This is a genomic window from Micromonospora sp. LOL_023, assembly GCF_048060115.1.
Lineage (GTDB): Bacteria > Actinomycetota > Actinomycetes > Mycobacteriales > Micromonosporaceae > Micromonospora_E.
Genome location: NZ_JBHMIM010000018.1, coordinates 56,830 through 75,102 on the forward strand (window position 1 = coordinate 56,830; position 18,273 = coordinate 75,102).

11 protein-coding genes are annotated in these 18,273 nt (G+C 72.0%); 1 reads left to right on the forward strand and 10 read right to left on the reverse strand.

The window, feature by feature from the left end:
• The first annotated feature begins 110 nt into the window (after window positions 1-110).
• A complete protein-coding gene (locus tag ACFHVL_RS12325) occupies window positions 111-1,349 on the forward strand; it encodes an RNA-guided endonuclease InsQ/TnpB family protein (protein WP_416627775.1) in 1,239 nt (412 codons plus the stop codon).
• Here the strand turns inward: ACFHVL_RS12325 and ACFHVL_RS12330 are convergent.
• The 10 genes from ACFHVL_RS12330 to ACFHVL_RS12375 form a co-directional block, all read right to left on the reverse strand.
• Window positions 1,343-2,272, reverse strand: a complete 930-nt coding sequence (locus ACFHVL_RS12330; protein WP_416627776.1) for a 3-oxoacyl-[acyl-carrier-protein] synthase III C-terminal domain-containing protein — start codon at window positions 2,270-2,272, stop codon at window positions 1,343-1,345. The two genes, ACFHVL_RS12325 and ACFHVL_RS12330, sit on opposite strands and share 7 nt — an antisense overlap.
• The gene (locus ACFHVL_RS12335) at window positions 2,269-3,558 is read right to left on the reverse strand and encodes a glutamate synthase-related protein (RefSeq protein WP_416627777.1); all 1,290 of its coding nucleotides are present in this window, start codon (window positions 3,556-3,558) and stop codon (window positions 2,269-2,271) included. The genes ACFHVL_RS12330 and ACFHVL_RS12335 overlap by 4 nt, the downstream gene beginning before the upstream one ends.
• On the reverse strand, window positions 3,555-4,565 hold the full coding sequence (locus tag ACFHVL_RS12340; RefSeq protein ID WP_416627778.1) for an asparagine synthetase A: 1,011 nt from the start codon (window positions 4,563-4,565) through the stop codon (window positions 3,555-3,557). Before ACFHVL_RS12340 ends, ACFHVL_RS12335 begins: the two co-directional genes overlap by 4 nt.
• The gene (locus tag ACFHVL_RS12345) at window positions 4,562-5,815 is read right to left on the reverse strand and encodes a methylaspartate mutase (RefSeq protein WP_416627779.1); all 1,254 of its coding nucleotides are present in this window, start codon (window positions 5,813-5,815) and stop codon (window positions 4,562-4,564) included. The genes ACFHVL_RS12340 and ACFHVL_RS12345 overlap by 4 nt, the downstream gene beginning before the upstream one ends.
• The gene (locus ACFHVL_RS12350) at window positions 5,812-6,270 is read right to left on the reverse strand and encodes a cobalamin B12-binding domain-containing protein (RefSeq protein ID WP_416627780.1); all 459 of its coding nucleotides are present in this window, start codon (window positions 6,268-6,270) and stop codon (window positions 5,812-5,814) included. Before ACFHVL_RS12350 ends, ACFHVL_RS12345 begins: the two co-directional genes overlap by 4 nt.
• Before the next feature lie 165 nt (window positions 6,271-6,435).
• The gene (locus ACFHVL_RS12355) at window positions 6,436-6,642 is read right to left on the reverse strand and encodes an MbtH family protein (RefSeq protein ID WP_416627781.1); all 207 of its coding nucleotides are present in this window, start codon (window positions 6,640-6,642) and stop codon (window positions 6,436-6,438) included.
• 12 nt (window positions 6,643-6,654) lie between these two features.
• Entirely contained in the window at window positions 6,655-10,632 is a 3,978-nt protein-coding gene (locus tag ACFHVL_RS12360) for a condensation domain-containing protein (protein WP_416627782.1), read from the reverse strand.
• Window positions 10,633-10,647: 15 nt separating this feature from the next.
• Complete coding sequence (locus ACFHVL_RS12365; protein ID WP_416627783.1) at window positions 10,648-11,445, reverse strand: thioesterase II family protein; 798 nt, start codon at window positions 11,443-11,445, stop codon at window positions 10,648-10,650.
• A 132-nt stretch (window positions 11,446-11,577) separates the two neighbouring features.
• Window positions 11,578-16,446, reverse strand: coding sequence for an amino acid adenylation domain-containing protein (locus ACFHVL_RS12370; RefSeq protein ID WP_416627784.1), 4,869 nt, complete (start codon window positions 16,444-16,446; stop codon window positions 11,578-11,580).
• A gap of 24 nt (window positions 16,447-16,470) precedes the next feature.
• On the reverse strand, window positions 16,471-18,270 hold the full coding sequence (locus tag ACFHVL_RS12375; protein ID WP_416627785.1) for a non-ribosomal peptide synthetase: 1,800 nt from the start codon (window positions 18,268-18,270) through the stop codon (window positions 16,471-16,473).
• Window positions 18,271-18,273 lie beyond the last annotated feature (3 nt).

Here is an 18,273-nt window from a genome sequence, read left to right on the forward strand (position 1 = left end):
TGGAACGTCTGCGGAGCGGGGCAGGGATAGCCGATCCGCCGCCGGGGCGGATCGGCGTCCATCCACACGCCACCGCAGGGCTCACCGGTCGAATTGTTAGACTGTGGACTGTGTCCAGGACCGTGAAGCGGGCGTTCAAGTACCGCTTCTACCCGACCCCCGGGCAGGCCGCCGAGCTTGCCCGGACCTTCGGCTGTGTCCGGCTGGTCTACAACATGGCACTGGCCGCGCGCAGCGAGGCGTGGACCCAACGTCGGGAACGGATCAACTACAACGCCACGTCGGCGATGCTGACCGGGTGGAAGAAGACCGACGAACTCGCGTTCCTCAACGACGTCTCCTCGGTCCCTCTGCAGCAGGCGCTGCGGCACCTGCAGACCGCGTTCACCAACTTCTGGGCGAAACGTGCCCGGTATCCGGCGTTCAAGTCGAGGAAGCGGTCGCGGCGGTCGGCGGAGTACACCGCCAGCGCGTTCCGCTGGCGCGACGGCCGGCTCACCCTCGCGAAGATGTCCGATCCGTTGGACATCGTCTGGTCCCGGCCCCTGCCGCAGGGTGCGGTGCCGTCGACTGTGACGGTGTCGCAGGACGCGGCGGGCCGCTGGTTCGTGTCCCTGCTCTGCGACGACCGGATCGCGCCGGCCCCGGCCTCCTCCGCAATGGTGGGGGTCGACGCCGGGCTCGACAGTCTGTTCACCCTGTCCAGCGGGGAGAAGATCCCCAACCCAAAGCATGAGCGGGCCGACCGCGATCGGCTGGCCCGCGCCCAGCGGAACCTGGCGCGTAAGGCCAGAGGTTCGGCGAACCGGGCCAGAGCCCGACTCGCGGTGGCCCGGGTTCATGCCCGGATCGCCGACCGCCGCCGTGATCACCTGCACAAGTCGAGCACTCGGCTCGTTCGTGAAAATCAAACGATCGTGATCGAGGACCTGGCCGTCCGCAACATGATGGCCAACCACAGTCTGGCCCGCGCTATCTCGGATGCGGGTTGGCGGCAGTTCCGGACGATGCTGGGGTACAAGGCGGACTGGTACGGCCGGGACCTGGCGGTCGTGGACCGTTGGTTCCCGTCGTCGAAGCTGTGCTCGGGCTGCGGCGTACTGGCTGAACACATGCCGTTGACGGTCCGGTTGTGGACGTGCCGGTGTGGGCGGACCCATGACCGGGATGTGAACGCGGCCCGCACCATTCTCGCGGAGGGGCTCTCCGTGATTGCCTGTGGAGGCGGTGTAAGACCTCAACGGGAGTCTTCCTCTCGGACGGGGTGGTCGTCGGTGAAACAGGAAACCCCGAGGGTGACCAAGGGAATCCCCGTTCCTTCAGGGCGGGGAGGAAGTCAAGCTCAGTGACGCAGGACCGCGGCGGAGAACGTGGCGCCCAGGCCCACGGAGGCCATCAGGTACGGGTCTCCGGGGCGCAGCCGGCCGGCGGCGCGGGCGTGGATGTAGTTGATGAACGGGTCGGCGGTGAAGCAGTGCCCGGTGACCGGGATGTTGTCGAGGAAGACCCGGTCCAGCGGAATGTCCAGCAGCCGGCAGGTCCACGACCAGGAGAGCCGGTTGACGTTGTGGGGCAGGACCAGCGCCAGGTCCGCGACGTCCAGGCCGGCCTCCCGGCATGCCTGCCGCATGACGCCGGCGAGCAGCTCGTTGTGGTCTTTGAGGAAGTCCGGATCGAGCGCGAACGGCGGGAACCCCTCGCAGTACTGGCCGATCGTGCGGGTGGCGTACCCGAGCAGCCGGTCGCGCTCACCGCCGGAGGTGACCAGACACGCGGCCGTCGACTCGCCCATCACGGTGCTCTCCGGGATCATCTCCAACGTCGAGCTGAAGACCTTCTCCCCGACCAGAATGAGCGCGAGCGCGTCCGGGTCGCCGTCCGCGTCGAGCAGTTCACCGGCGAGCCGCACCGCCAGCAGCCCGCCGGCGCAGGCGTGCTGGGTCAGGGTGAACACGACCGCGTTGGTCAGGCCAAGCGCGGCGCAGACGTCCTCGACCGGCCGCTCGCCGACCGTGGTGACGGTGGCGACGGTGCGCGCGGCGATCACGTACCGCACCCGGTCCTCATTGCCGCGCAGCTCGGTCAGGTTCGCGGCGGCGGCGGTGAGAATGCCGCGGAGGTCCTGCCCGGGTGCCCGGCGGACCGAGCCAAGCCCGTAGAACCGCCGAAACGTCCGTATCAGGCCGTCGTCGGAGCCGACGGAGGCACCGATGTCGGCGATGTCGACGCTCGTGTCGGGCAGGTGGCACCCGACGTCCAGCAGCGCGGTCATGGCTGTCCTCCGGTTCGCTCGACAGCGGGCAGGTCATCCGGTGCCGACGTCCACCGCGGTGGCGTGTCCGGCCACCACACGTCCTCCGGGGCGAGTGCGTCCGGTGTGTACTTTCCCAGCGCGCTGATCAGCAGCCGGCACTCCAGCGCCAGGCTCTCCACGAGCCGTACCAGGCCGGCGTCGGGGTCCTCGTCGACCGCGAGCAGGGCCGCGCGGCCGAGCCCGGCCGCCCTCGCGCCGAGCGCGAGAGCGCGGACCACCCGGCCGCCCTCCCACATCCGGCCGGTGACCAGCAGGCACCCGGTGGGCTGGCCGATGCGGCGCAGGCACTCGGCCAGCGGCAGCCCGACGCCGTCGAGGAAGCCCAGCGGCGCCCAGCCGGCACCGCCCTCGGCGCCGTCGACCGTCACCGCGTCGGCGCCGGCCCGCCATGCCGCGTCGACCGCCTCGGCGATGTCCCGGCCCGGGTGGAACTTCACCCAGATCCGCGCCTTCGGGAAGTTGTTGCGCATGAACCGCAGCTGCTGGCGGACGATCTCGGCGGTGAACGTGCCCGGGCTGGCGCAGCGCAGCCGGCTGTCCGGGTCGAGCACGTCGCTGACGGCGAACCGGTCGGCCAGCCGGGCCGCCTCGGCGGCCGGCAGCACGGTCATGCCACCCAGGCCCGGCTTGGCGCCCTGGCCGACCTTCAGTTCGAAGGCCAGCCGGCCCGACGCCAGCAGCGGCCCGGTCGCCGGGTCGCTGTAGACCAGGTTCCACACCTCGCTGTCGGCGTCCTCGGTGCTCTGCTGCACGACCACTCCGCCGAGCTGGTCGTCGGCCTGTTCGAGGTACGCCCCGATCCGGGCCAGCAGCGGCGACACGGCACCACCGCGGCGGTAGCCGTGCACCGGGACCATGTTCTCGCCGATCACCATCGGCACGCCGAGTCGGCCCGCCTGGCGGCTGGCGGCGATCGCGAGATCGCCGCTGCCCGCCCGGGTCGATCCGAACGCGGAGAGGAACACCGGCAGGCTGCTGGTGAAGCCGCCGATCCCGGTACGCAGGTCGACGTCGTCGTGCAGGGGTTCGCGGCCGAGGTCGATGAGTTTCTCCAGCCGCAGTGGCATGAACACCGGGGGCGCGAGCCGCGCGCGGTCCAGTGGGTCACCGGTGTCGACCGGTGACGCCGCGCCGAACAGCCGGGTGCCGTACTCGCCTGCCGGTGGGAACACCGCCGCCGTACCGGTGCGGGCCCGCAGCCGGATCCGCGCCTCCGGTAGCTCCACAGCCGTGAGGTTCTTCACGGTGCCACCACCCCGGGGAGCTTCGGGTAGGCGCTGACCTGCCAGAGCGCGTCCAACCCGGTGAGGTAGCGGACCAGCCGCTGCACGCCCATGCCGAACCCGGCGCTGGCCGGGATGCCCTCGCGGGCGACCCGCAGGTACCAGTCGTACTTGGCCGGGTTCTCGCCGCTCTCCCGCATCCGGGTGACGATCGTGCGGTAGTCGACCTCGCGTTCGCTGCCGCTGACGAGCTCGCCGTAGCCGCCGTGCGCGATGAGGTCGAAGTTGCGCAGCGTGCCCGGCCGCTGCGGATCCTCCCGGTCGTAGAAGCCTCGGGAGCCCTTCGGATAGTCGGTGACGAAGAACGGCCGGTCCGCCTTGTGCGACAGCAGTTCCTCACCGACCCAGTCGATTTCGGCGTCGCCGCTCTGCGCGTGTCCGCTGTCGTGCAGCCGGGCGACCGCCTCGGCGTGCGTGCAGACCTCGAAGCCACCGGCGAGCAACTCAGCGAAGGTGACCTCGTCGCGACCGAGGCCGCGCAGCACCTCCGGGACCTCCTGCCAGACCCGTCGGACCACGTGCTGGAGCAGACCGGCGGCGACGGCCATCGCGCCGGCACGGTCGGCCCCGGCGATCTCCACGTCGATCTGGTGGAACTCGACCAGATGGCGGCCGGTCGTCGCGGTCTCCGGCGGCTCGACGCGCACGTTCGGGGCCACGTAGAAGAGCCGGTCGAAGCCGCGCAGCGACGCCTGCTTGTACAGGATGGCACTGGTCATCAGCTTGTACGGATGTCCGTAGTAGTCGACGTCGAGCGCCTTGGCGCCCCGCCCGCCCGGATCGGTCACCGGCCCGACCAGCGGTGGCAGCAGCTCCACGAAGCCCTGGCCGCGCAGATACTCCCGCGCCGCCGACAAGGCCTCCTGCTGCACGAGCATCGCCGCTCTGGTCGTCGGTGCGCTCAGGTGTTCCCCGAGCGGGACCAGCCCGCACGGCTCCTGCTGCTGCATGTCTGCCTCCGCGTTCATCGGTCGAAGCTCCGGGCCACGTGGTTCAGGGCCGAGTGCAGCCGCGACGACGTCATCGCGGCCCGGTCGCCCGGCGTCGTATCGGGTCTGATCGGCATCCGGCCGACCGTCGCCCACCGCAGCCGCCCACCGTCGTCGATGTAGCTGCGTGCGCGGCCGGCGTTGTCGGGGTGCAGGCAGTAGGGAACGTCCAGCACGCCGCGGGCGAACGCCGCGAGCAGCGCGCGGCCCGGGTCGGCGTCCAGCTCCAGCACGGCCTCGATGAGTGTCCGCGCCTCGGTGTACACGCCGGTGCCGCCGGCAGGGCCGAGGCCGTCGTGCCGTTCGGTCACCGCCGCGACGGTGGCGGCGGTCTCCAGCGCGGCCACGTTCTCCCCGATGGTGGGGATACGGTGTGCCTCGGCGACCGTCTTGACGATCAGCCGTTCGGCCCCGGACCGGACGGCGAGCTCGGCGGCCGTTTCCAGCAGCCGTCGCGCGCCGCCGGCCGACGTCGGATACACCCCCATGTAGGCGTAGAGCACGACATGCCGGTCGACGTGCGCCGGCAGGAACTCACCGGCGAGCCGGCGCAGTGCCCGCACCGCCTCCCCGTCCTGTGCCGGGTCGGTCTGCTGCGCGTAGCTCAACGACACGCTGCCGATGCCGTGCTGGGCGAAGAACCGCGCCTCCAGCAGACTGATCGCCACCAGCAGACCCGGCGGGCAGAGCTGGCCGAGCAGGCAGCCGCCGAACGTCTCCAGGTGCGGTACCCGCGGCGCCGCGACCCGCTGGATCAGCAGGTGGCAGGCGCGTTCCCAGTTCGTCACCGACTCCCGCAGCGGCGTGCGGCCGTACGGCAGGCAGTAGGAGACCGGGCCGCCCTCGGTGGCGTCGAGCCCAGCAGCGGTCAGCGCCCGGACGATCTGCTGCGGACGAGACGAACCGTGCCGTACCTGGATCGGGAACGTCGGGTCGAGTACCCCGTCGAGCAACGCGCGGGTCCGGCTCAGCGGGTACGCCACGATGGGATACCCGTTGAGCGGTGTCCCGGCGGCGAGCGTGCGGTGTACGGCCCGGTGGTCGCCGAGCCGGGTGTAGCTGTCCAGGGTGATCGTTCCGACCGTGGTGGCCGCCGCGAATCTCGTGCGCTCCAGGCCGGCACGCATCCGGCGGGGGTCGCTGAAGCCCATCCGAGGCTGGACGACGAGGCGGCCGGCGGCCGCTGCGGCGATGACGAACTCGCCGAACGAGGTCGTCGCGCCGCTCATCGCAGCCCCGCCCGGATGGCGTCCACTCGAGGCGTGGCCGGCACGGTGGCCGCCACGCCGGCTGCCAGCCGGTGCAGCAAGCCCCGGAAGCTGTCGAGATCGCCGCCGTCGAACACCGCGGCGAAGCCGGCCGTGAGCAGCCGGTGCACCTGCTCGGCGGCGAGCCGACCGGTCACGCCGAGCTTGCCGCCGATCACCACGGGCGGCGCCGCCGAGCGGAGCTGGTCACGCAGCTGGGTGACAGCGCGCAGCCCGTCGGGGTAGCCGTGCCCGTTGACGCTGCTGAGCACGACGAGGTCCGGCTCCACCGTCCGGCACGAGTCCGCCAGCAGCGTCGGCGGGACGCACGGACCGAGGTTGACGACCCGGTGGCCCTGCTCCTCGACGAACAGCTGCAGGAACATCAGGTTCCAGGTGTGGGAGTCGGATGCCGCTCCGGTCACCAGAACCGTCAATCTCGGCTGCGATGTTGTGGGCACGAGTTGAACTTAGGGAACGGAGGAGGTGTCGATCGGCAGTTGTGGCGGCAGCCGCCACGGCAGTCGGTACCGCGGGAAATCAGCACGCAGAAGGCGGGCCGTGTGTGAACCACACGGCCCGCCTTCGGTGGGGAATCGCGGTCAGGTGTACTGGGCCACCAGGGACCGGGGACGGATGTCGGTCCAGTTCTCCTCGATGAAGTCCAGGCACTCCTGCCGGGGAGCGGTCTGCTTGACGACTGTCCAGCCATCGGGCACCGGCGCGAACTCCGGCCAGAGGGAATGCTGCCCCTCGTCGTTGACCAGCACCATGAAAGCGCCGTCGGCGTTGTCGAACGGATTCACCATCTCAGCTCCTCATCATTGCGGTAGACGCCGGGAATCCAGCGCCGCCAACGTCGCGGAAATCGTCGCGCCGATCTCGGCGAGCGGTTCCGGCTCGGTCATCCTCAGGTGATGCACGTCGATGGCGTGACGAGTCACCTCGCCGTCGACGTAGGGTTGCCAGCGCTCGACAGTAGGCGAGCGCGGTCCCTTGTCGGCGGTGGCCGTGAAGAACAACGCGTCGCCACGGAACACGTCGGGCCGGTGGGCCCGCATGATTTCCGCGTGATTGACGGAGGCGTCGACGAGCGCGCCGACCTCCCCGTCAGTGAGGCCAGCGAGGACCGGTTCCCGCCGGCGTAGCATCCGTACGACGGCATCCCGGTCGTAGCGGTCGAAGAACCCGTCCGGTAGGTCCGGCAGGCCGGTGTCCGGGCCGAAGAGCATCTCCAGGATCTCCGGCTCGGTCAGCGGACCCTGCGGCTCGCTGGGCAGCACCGGATAGGAGTCGAGCAGGGCGAGTAGCTCGACTTCGGCGCCCTCGGCGCGCAGCCGGGTCGCCATCTCGTGCGCGACGACCCCGCCGAAAGACCAGCCGAGCAGCCGGTACGGCCCCTCGGGCTGGACCCGACGCACCTGCCCCAGGTAGTCCGCCGCCATCTCCGCCACGCTGGTGGCCCGGTAACCCGGCTCGGTCGCGGCGCGGGTCTGCAGGCCGTAGACCGGCTGGTCCGGGTGCAGGTGCCCGGTGAGGCCAGCGTACGGCCAGCTCGTCCCGGCGACCGGGTGCACGCAGAACAGCGGCGGCCGGTCCCCCTGGGCCCGCAGCGGCAGCAGCACGGCCAGGGCGTCACCGGACCGGTCGGCGGCACCGATCCGCCGATCCAGCTCGGCCGCGGTCGGCGCGAGGAACAGGTCCCGGATGCCGACCTCCACCCCCAGCTCTGTCCGTACCCGGTTGGCCATCCGCAGCGCCAGCAGCGAGTACCCGCCAAGGTCGAAGAAGTTCTGCTCCGGCTCGACCGATGGCAGGCCGAGCACCTCGGCGAAGAGTCCGCACAGGACGGCGAGCCGGCGGCCGGACCCGACGGCCGGCACGACCGCGGCGGACGCGGACACGGCGGACGCGGTCAGCTCGGCGAGCCGGGCCCGGCGAGCGGCGAGGGCACGGGTCTGTGCGGCGGTCAGTACGGCGGCGGCGCCCACCCGGGTCGACGGGTCGGTCGCGAGTGCCCGCAGGAACTGGCCGAACACCTCCACGACCAGGCGGGCGCCTTCCTCGTCGAAGCAGTCGACGGCGTACTCCAGCCACGCCTCGATCCCGGCCGGCGCGCCTGCGGCGTCGCGCAGCTCCACGCAGGCCACGGAGAGGTCGAACTTCGCCGCGACCAGGTCGGCCGGCTCGATCCGCCCCTCGATGTCGCCGAGGCGCACGGCGGGCAGCCCACCGTCCTGCAACGTCAGCATCACCTGGAACAACGGGTGGTGCGCCAGCGACCGGGCCGGGTTGAGCCGCTCGACCAGCAGGTCGAACGGCAGATCCTGGTGCTCGTAGGCGGTCAGGTCGGCGTCGCGGACCCGGGCCACGAGGTCGTCGAGTGCCGGGTCGCCGCTCACGTCGGTCCGCAGCACGAGCGTGTTGACGAAGAAGCCGACCAGCTCGCGCAGCGCCTCGTCGGGCCGCCCGGCGACCGGGGTGCCGATCGGGATGTCCTCGCCGGCGCCCAACCGGGACAGCGCGGCGGCGAGCCCGGCCTGCAGCACCATGAACAGGCTGGCCCGGTGCCGACGGGCGAGCACCACGAGTCCACGGTGGGTGTCGGCGTCGAGGTGGACCACGGTCGAGGCACCCCGGCCGGTCGGCTCGGCCGGTCGGGGACGGTCGGCCGGCAGGTCGAGTACGGTCGGTGCGCCGCCGAGCGCCGTACGCCAGAAGTCCACCTGTCTGGACAGCCGGCTTTCCGGGTCGTCGGGGCTGCCGAGCAGCTCCTGGTGCCAGAGCGTGTAGTCGGCGTACTGGATCGGCAGTGGCTCCCAGCCCGGCGCGCTACCGGTGGTGCGCGCGGTGTACGCGGTGGACAGATCACGCAGCAGCGGTCCCATCGACGCGCCGTCGGTGGCGGCGTGGTGCACGACGACCGCGAGGCGCGCGGTGTCGCCGGCGATGAACAACCGCGCCCGGATCGGCAGGTCGACGGCGAGGTCGAAGGGCTCGTTCGCGAACCCGGCTACCGCGTCCTCCACTGACTCGGGCGTACAGTCGACGGTGGTGAACGGGACGTCCGTGGTGGCGAGGATCCGCTGGTACGGTTCGCCGCCGGTGGTGCCGAACACGGTGCGCAGCGCTTCGTGCCGGTCGACCACGTCGCCGAGCGCCGCCCGCAGCGCCGCCGGTTCGGGCACCGCGGCCAGGCGGAGCACAACTGGCACGTTGTAGGCCGGGGACGGCCCTTCGAGGCGGCTGAGGAGCCACAGCCGGCGCTGGGCGTACGACAGCGGCACGATGTCTTCGTCGTCGGGCGGAGCGGCCTCCGGCGGCCCGGCACGCAGCAGCCTACGGTCGACCTTTCCGGTGCTGGTGTACGGCAGGGCAGCCAGGACGTGCAGCACGCTCGGGATGGCGGGTGCGGGTAGCCGGCCGGCCAGGTGCGTCCGCAGCTGCGCTACGTCGACGTGGCCCGCCGCCACGACGTACCCGAGCAGCCGCTTGGCGCCATCAGGCAGGTCCTGCGCGACGACGGCCGCCTCCCGGACGGCCCGATGCGCCAGCAGCATGGACTCCACGGCGGCCGGGTCGATCCGGTACCCACTGATCTTCACCTCGTCGTCGACCCGGCGGATGAAGCCGATCTGCCCGTCGGGCAGCAGATCCACCACGTCACCGGTGCGGTAGGCCGGGGTGCCGGCACGCGTGGTGAACCGCCGTGCGGTCAGCTCCGGACGCCCGAGGTAGCCGCGGGCGAGAGCCGGACCGGAGATCCACAGCTCCCCGTCCACCACCGTGGCGCGGACGCCGGGCAACGGCAGGCCGATCGGCACCGCGGCACCGGCGAAGGTGGAGAGATCGGCGACGGTGGCCACCACGGTAGCCTCCGTCGGGCCGTACGTGTTCAGCAGCCGCACCGCCGGGCCGACGGTGGCGCACCACCTGGCGACCCGCTCCGGCAGCGCGGCCTCGCCGCCGATGATGACGGTCCGCACCGCCGGGGGAAGCCGCACCGCACCGGTGGCGACCGCGTACGCGAGCTCGTGCCAGTACGCGGTGGGCAGGTCCAGGACGGTCACCCCGTGCGCGGCGCAGCCGGCCAGCAACGCCGGCACGTCGAGCATGTCGTCGGTACGCAGGACGAGCGTGCCGCCCGCGCAGAGCGTGACGAACAGTTCCTCGACGCTGGCGTCGAAGTGCAGCGGGGCGAACTGCAGGACCCGGTCGGCCGGGCCGATGCCGTAGCGCTGCCGGGCGGCTGCGACGAAGTGTTCGAGGGCCTCGTGGCCGATGACGACACCGTTCGGCACGCCGGTCGAGCCGGAGGTGTAGATGACGTAGGCGACCTGCGGCCCGGCACCCGGCCCGGGCAGGACGGCGGTGCCGCCGACGCCGCAGAACGCGTCGGGCGGCGGGGGTGTGCCGCCCGACGCGTCGGTGAGGATGGCGTCGGTGCGGATGTCGCCGACAGCCGGGTCGAGTGGCAGGTAGCCGGCGCCGGTCCGCAGCACGGCCAGGATCGTGACGACCGCGTCGATCCCGCGCTGCTGTCGTACCGCGACCAGTCGGCCGGGTCCGGCACCGGCTCCCCGCAGCTCCTCGGCTCGCGCGGTGTACGCGGCGACCAGTTTCCGGTAGCTCAGCCGTGCCGCGTCGTGGACCAGAGCGGCCTGTTCGGGTGCCTGCGCCGCCCACCCGGCGACAAGGTCGAGCACGGGCGCGCGCGGCACGGCGAGTGGCTCACCGTCCACCACGAGGTCGGCGGTTGCGGCCACCTCGACGGGCGGCTCGGCGACGGCGACGGTCATCTGTACTCCTGCGGGTCAGGCGGGCTGGCGCTCGGCCGTGACCGCGTCGAGGACGCCGGTGACGAGCGACAGGAACGCGGTCAGCTGCTGCTGGAAGTAGAAGTGGCCGCCGGGCATCAGTTCGACCGCTGCCGTCGCGGAGGTGGTGGCCGACCATCCGGGCAGCGCGCTCGCCGGGACGACCGGGTCGGCCGCTCCGCCGATGACGGTCACCGGGCAGGTCAGCACGGCCGGGTCGGCGGTGAACCGGTACGCGTCGTCGATGGCGAAGTCGGCCCGGATCGACGGCATGACGACCTCGCGTAGTTCGGGCTCGTCGAGGATCCCGTTGTCGGTGCCGCCGCGCGCCTTGATCGCGGCGACGAGCGCGTCGTCGTCGAGCTGGTCCGGGTGCACGGGGCTCGGGTTCGGCAGGTAGGGCGGCCGGCAGGCCGACGCGATCAGCGCGCTGGGCGGCTGACCGGCGCCGGTGAGTTCCCGGGCCACCTCGAACGCGACGAGCGACCCCATGCTGTGCCCGAGGACCACCAGGTCGCCGGTGTCGGGCGGCAGACAGCGGACGACCGGGCCGGCGAGGTCGGCGATCGAAGCGCCCGGCGACTCGCTGAACCGGGCGCCGCGGCCCGGGTACTGACCGATCAGCAGGCGCACGTCGGCGGGGAGCAGCTCCCGCCATGGCGCGTACGAGTGGGCGTTGCCTCCGGAGTGCGGCAACACGAGCAGGGACACCCGGGGCGGTGTCGCCGCGCCGGGTAGCACCCAGACGACGTCCTCGGGGTCGCTGCCGGTGGCAGCGGTGTGGGCAGGGCTCACGAGTCGCTCCAATACACAGTGGGTGATCCGGTCGACATCCCTGCCCATGACGCTAGTGAGCGCAGGTGCCGGCGAGCGGCAGGTACGGCGGCGGCCCGGCGGCGGTGTCGCCCGCCGGCCCGCCGGATCGCGTCACAGTCGCGTGCCGGCCCGGGTGCGTCGCCGCAGTGCCGGCCGCTGCTGCGCGTCGGGCTCGGGCACCGCCGTACGCCCGGCGAGGTGCTCGGTGAGCGCGGCGACGGTCGGTGCCTGGAACACGTCGCGGATGCTGACCTCGATGCCGAGCACCGCGCTGATCCGGCTGCCGAGCTTCGCGGCCAGCAGGGAGTGGCCGCCGAGGTCGAAGAAGCTGTCATCGATGGAGACCGCCTGGACACCGAGGATCTCGGCGTACAGATCACAGAGCACCGCCTCGCGTGGGTCACGCGCAGCCCGACCCCGCACCGACGGCCCGTACACCGGCGCAGGCAACCGCCCACGGTCGACCTTGCCGTTGGCCATCAACGGGAACGTCGCCAACACCACCACCGCCGACGGCACCATATGCTCCGGCAACACCCCCGCCGCGAACCGCCGCAACTCCACCGCATCCACCCCGGCCACCGAATCAGCCGGCACCACATAGGCGACCAACCGCTTGTCACCAGGGGGGTCCGCCCGGGCCAACACCACCACCCGACCCACCGACCGATGCCGGGCCAACACCGCCTCCACCTCCCCCGGCTCGATCCGGAAACCCCGAATCTTCACCTGCTGATCCGCCCGACCCATCAACTCAACGACACCCGCAGCGCTCCACCGGGCCAAATCACCCGTGCGGTACATCCGCGCACCGGGCGCACCGAACAGGTCGGCCACGAACGCCGCCGCCGACAACCCACTACGGCCGAGGTACCCGTCGGCGAGACCGGTGCCCGAGACATAGAGCTCTCCGGTGATCCCAGCCGGAACCAGCCGCAACCGCTCATCCAGCACATAGCAGCGGCGGTCGCCGATCGGCGAACCGACCGGCAGTACCGCACCCGGCGGTTCCACGACGGGATACGCGTGGGTGAAAATCATGCTCTCGACCGGTCCGTACACGTGCAGCAAGCGCAACTCCGGACGGTCCCTTCGCAGCCGGGACACGTGATCCAACGACGGCTGCTCCCCACCGGTCATCACCTGCCGCAGCACCCCGAACACCGCCGGGTACTCGTCCACCACCAGGTTGAACAACCCGGTCGACAGGAACAGCGTGTCCACCCCGTGCTCCACCACCAGGCTCGCGATCAGGTCCGCCTGCGGCCGCTGACCCGGCTGCAACACACACACCCCGCCAGACAACAACGGACCCCAGAACTCCAACGCGAACGCATCCCACGACACCGGCGCACACTGCAACCAGACACCGCCGAAATCTGCATAGGACTGACCCGTCACCGTGCCCACCACCGCCCGATGCGACGACAACGCACCCTTCGGCCGCCCCGTCGAACCCGACGTGAACATCACACAAGCCGCATCACGCTCGTCCCCCACCACCCCCGGACCGTCACCGACCAGCCCATCCCAGACAGACTCCTCCACATTCACCACCGGCAAACCCGGAACCCGACCGGCCAACACCGAATCGGTCACCACCACCGACACACCCGCATCCGCGACCAACTCACCCAACCGCACATCCGGAAACTCCGGATCCAACATCGCGTAAGCCGCACCCGACTTCACCACCGCCAACACCGCGACCGCCATCGCCACACCCCGCGGCAACAACACCCCCACCACACCACCACGACCCACACCCAGGCTGAGCAGATACCGCGCCAACCGGTTCGCCGCCACATCCAACTCGCCGTAACTCAACCGCTCACCACCGAACACCACCGCCGTCGCCCCCGGACACGCCACCACCCAACGCCCGAACCGCTCAGCCAACGTGCCCCCACCAGCCCGCGGACCGGCACCCCAGCCGAGCACCAGATCGGCTTCACCGACGGCCAGGAGGTCGACGTCTGCGACCCTGACGTCGGGGTCGGCCGCGATCGCTTCGAGCAGTCGCACCAGGCGGTCGGCGAGCGCCGCGACGGTCGGCGGGTCGAACAGGTCGGTGGCGTACTCCAGTAGTCCACTGATGCCGGTCGGCGCACCGGCGGTGTCGCGGTGTTCGCGGACGGCGAGGCTGAGGTCGAACTTCGCCACGCCGGTGTCGAGCGGCACCTCCCGGCCGGACAGGCCGGCGTCGGCCAGGTCGGCCCCCACGGTCTGTTGCCAGACCAGCATCACCTGCACCACCGGGTGGTAGGCGGTGGACCGGGTCGGGTTCAGCTCCTCCACCAGGCGCTCGAAGGGCAGATCCTGGTGCGCGTAGGCGGCCAGGTCGACGTCGCGGACCCGGCCGAGCAGCTCCCGGAACGTCGGATTGCCCCCGGTGTCGGTACGCAGCACGAGCGTGTTGACGAAGAACCCGACCAGGTCGTCGAGCGCCTCGTCCGGACGACCGGCCACGACCGTGCCGAGCGGGACGTCGGTGCCGGCGCCGGACCGCGACAGCAGCACCGCCAGACCGGCCTGCAGCACCATGAACAACGTGGCCCCGGTCTCCCGGGCGATCTGCGCGAGCCGTTCGTGCACCCGCCTGTCGAGGGTGAACGGCACGAGGGCGCCGTCGTGTGACGGCTCCGCCGGCCGGGGCCGGTCCGTCGGCAGCTCCAGGACCTCGGGTACGCCGGCCAGGGCGCTCTTCCAGAACGCCAGTTGGGCCGCCATCGGACTTGCCTCGTCGGCGGGATCGCCGAGCTGGTCCCGTTGCCAGAGCGTGTAGTCGGCATACTGCACGGCGAGCGGCAGCCAGCCCGGCTGCCGGCCGGCGGTACGGGCGGCGTACGCCTGCGCGAGGTCCCGCAGCAGCGGCCCGAGCGAGGCGCCGTCGCCGGCGATGTGGTGCAGCAGCAGCACCAGGGTGGACCCGTCGTCGTCGGTGGTCCGCAGCAGCCAGGCTCGCACCGGCAGGTCGACAGCGAGGTCGAACACGTGACCGACGGCCCGGTCGATGGACGCGGCAAGGCCGACGGACGTGGTCGTCTCCACGGTCAGCTCGGGCCGGGCCTCGGGCAGGATCAGCTGGTACGGTTCGCCGTCCACGGCCGGAAACACCGTCCGCAGCGCCTCGTGCCGGTCCGCCACGTCGGCCAGCGCCGTTGCCAGACTGGCCTCGTCCGGCGACCGGTCCAGCCGGAGCACGATCGGAATGTTGTACGCGCGGTTCGCCACCGCCCACTGGCCCAGCACCCACAGCCTGCGCTGCGCGTAGGACAGCGGTACCCGTTCCGGGCGCGGTGCCGGCACCAACGCGGGCCGGGCGGCGGAGCCGTCCTGCTCGGCGATGCGGCGGTCGAGCTCGGCGGCCGTGGGAGCGAGGAACAGGTCACGGACGCCGACCTCGACGCCGAGAACGGTTCGCACCCGGTTCACCAGTCGCACGGCGAGCAGGGAGTGGCCGCCGGCGCGGAAGAAGCTCTCGTGCAGGCCGATCGCGGGCCGGCCCAGCACCTCGGCGAAGAGTCCGCACAGGATCTCCTGCCGCGCGGTCCGGGGCCCGGTGGCCGCGCCCGGTGCGGTGGCGACGGGAGATGTCGGGAGCGCGGCGACGAGCCGTTCCCGCCGGGCGGCCAACGAGGCGGCCTGCTCGCCGGTGAGCACGTCGGCCGCTGCCACCCGAGTCGACGGGTCGACCGCGAGTGCCCGCAGGGTCCGCGCGAGGGTGTCCAGCACCAGCCGGGCGGTCGCCTCGTCGAACAGGTCGGCGGCGTACTGCACCCACACGTCGATGCCGGTCGGCTCGCCCGCCGCGCCGCGGACCTCGGTGCAGTACACGCTGAGGTCGAACTTGGCCCCCGCCACGTCCGCCGGTTCGACCTGGCCGTCGAGGTCACCGAGGCGCACGGCGGGCGGCGCGCCGTTCTGCAGGGTCAGCATGACCTGGAAGTACGGATGGTGCGCCAGTGACCGGGCCGGGTTGAGTCGCTCCACGAGCAGGTCGAACGGCAGGTCATCGTGCGCGAACGCCGCCAGGTCCGTCTCCCGTACCCGCTCGACCAGCTCGGCGAACGTCGGGTCGCCGGAGACGTCGGTACGCAGCACGACCGAGTTGACGAAGAATCCCACCAGGTCGTGCAGTGCCTCGTCGGGCCGCCCGGCGACCGGGGCGCCGATCGGCACGTCGGTGCCCGCGCCCAGCCGGGTCAATGCGGCAGCCAGCCCGGCCTGCAACACCATGTACAGGCTGGCCTTGCCGTGCCGCCCGACGTCGAGTAGCCCCCGATGGGTCGTCGCGTCGAGCCAGGTGCTCACCCGGGCACCGGTTCCGCTCGGCTCGGGCGGCCGGGGGCGGTCCAGCGGCAGCGGCAGCACCTCCGGGACACCGTCGAGCGCCGCCCGCCAGTAGGCGAGCTGCTCGGCGGCGAGGCTCTCCGGGTCGTCCTCGGCACCGAGCAGCTCACGCTGCCAGAGCGTGTAGTCGGCGTACTGCACCGGCAACGGCTCCCACCCAGGCGGGCCGCCAGCCGCACGTGCGGCGTACGCCTGCGCCAAGTCACGCAACAGCGGCCCCATCGACCAGCCGTCGGTGGCGACGTGGTGCAGCACGATCGCCAGAAGCGACGTCCCGTCTCCGGCCAGGAACAGCCGGGCCCGGATCGGGGCCTCGGTGGCCAGGTCGAACGACTCGTTCGCGAACCGGGCCGCCGCGGCGTCGATGGTGTCCGGCGCGGCGGCGACGGTGAACAGCGGTAGGTCTAGCCGGTCCAGCACCCGCTGGGTCGGCTCGCCGTCCGCAGTGCCGTACACCGTCCGCAGTACCTCGTGCCGCTGCACCACGTCGGCCAGCGCCGCCGCCAGTACGGCGTGCTCCGGCACGCCGGTCATGCGCAGCATGACCGGAACGTTGTAGGCCGGTGACGGCCCTTCGAGACGGCTGAGAAACCACAAACGGCGCTGCGCGAACGACAACGGGGTCATCGCGATCCTCCTCTTCGATTTGGGTCAGACCCCGACGCGCTCGGCGTCGAGCAGCGACTCGATCTCACGGGCCAGGTCCCGCAGCCGCGGGTTGGCGTAGACGGTCTTCACCGGAAGTCGCACGCCGAGTTCCTTGCGCACGCCGGCGACCAGCTTGATGGCGAGCAGGGAGTGCCCGCCGAGCTTGAAGAAGTTGTCCTCGGCGCCGATCCGCGTCGCGCGCAGCACGTTCGCCCAGATGTCGGCGATGAGTCGCTCGACCGGGCCAGCCGGTTCGTCGACAGCCGGCGTGGGGTCGACGGGTACCGGCGCCGCCGGTACCGCCAGCGCGGCGCGGTCCAGCTTGCCGTTCGTCGTCGTGGGGAACCGGTCGAGCACCACCACGGCCGCGGGCACCATGTACACCGGTAGATGACCCTCGGCGTGCACCCGCAAGGCCGCCGGCTCGACCGGCTCACGGGTCCGTACGTAGGCCACCAGACCGGGCGCGCCCCACAGATCCTCGTGCAGCACCACGACCGCCTCGGCAACGGCCGCATGCCGGGCGAGGATCTCCTCGATCTCACCGAGTTCGAGCCGGTGGCCGCGCAACTTGACCTGGCCATCGCGGCGGCCCAGGTACTCCAGCCGGCCGTCGGCCAGACGGCACAGGTCGCCGGTGCGGTACATCCGGGTCCCGGCACCGTCAAGGTCGGCGACGAACCGCTCGGCGGTCAGCCCGGGGCGGCGGCGGTAGCCACGCCCGACCCGGGGCCCAGCCAGATACAGCTCGCCGACCTCGCCGGGTGGAACCGGCCGCAGCCACTCGTCGAGCAGGTGCAGGTGCAGTCCCGGTAGAACCGCGCCGAGGTGTGGGCCGGTGCCGGCGGTGATCGGTGCCGCGACGGCGTCGACCGTGCACTCGGTCGGGCCGTACAGGTTGACCGCCCGCACCACGCCCGCCTCGGTCAACTCGGCGATGCGACGCCACAGGTCCGGGCTGATCGCCTCGCCGCCGACCAGCATGGCGAGTGGGCCGCGCCGTGGGTCGTGCCGCTCGGCGAGGTGCTCCAGCAGCGGCTCCGCAAGCGACGGGGTGAGGTCCAGGTCGGTCAAACCGCTCCCGTCGACCAGCGCGGCGAGCAGCGCCGGGTCGGCCCGGGTGGCCTCGTCGACCATGACTACGGTGTCCCCGCGGCAGAGCCGTATCCACTGCTGCACCGACGCGTCGAACGACGGCGAGGCGTTCCAGCTCACCCGGCCGGCGTCGGAGTTGGCGATCCCGGCCTGCTCCAGCGCGACGAGCAGGCCGGTCGCGGCACCGCGGCTGATCTCCACACCCTTGGGGCGGCCGGTGGAGCCGGAGGTGAAGATGACGTACGCCAAAGTGTCCGGGTGCACCCGAACCGGCCGGAACCCGTCGGCCAACGGATCCCCGCTCACCGGACGCAGCGCGTCGATCGCGACATAGGGGACACCGGCCGTGGTGTCGTCCGAGCCGACGGTGCCGGGCGGCCCGACGACGAGGTCGGCGTCGGCCGTCTCGACGAGGTACCGACGGCGGTCAGCGGGCAGGCACGGGTCCACCGGAAGGTAGGCCGCGCCGGCGGTGAGCGTGCCGACGAGTCCGACAACCAGGTCGACGCCGCGCGGCAGGTGCAGCGCGACGACATGCTCGGGCCCGACGCCCCGCTCGGCGAGGGCCGCCGCGATCCGGGCCGCCTCGACACGCAGCTCGCCGAACGTGAGCGTCCGGCCGCCGGAGACGACGGCACACCGGTCGGCGGGCACCTCGGCCAACCGGTCCAGCAGGTCCAGGCCGGCACTGACGGTATTGTCGATCATGGT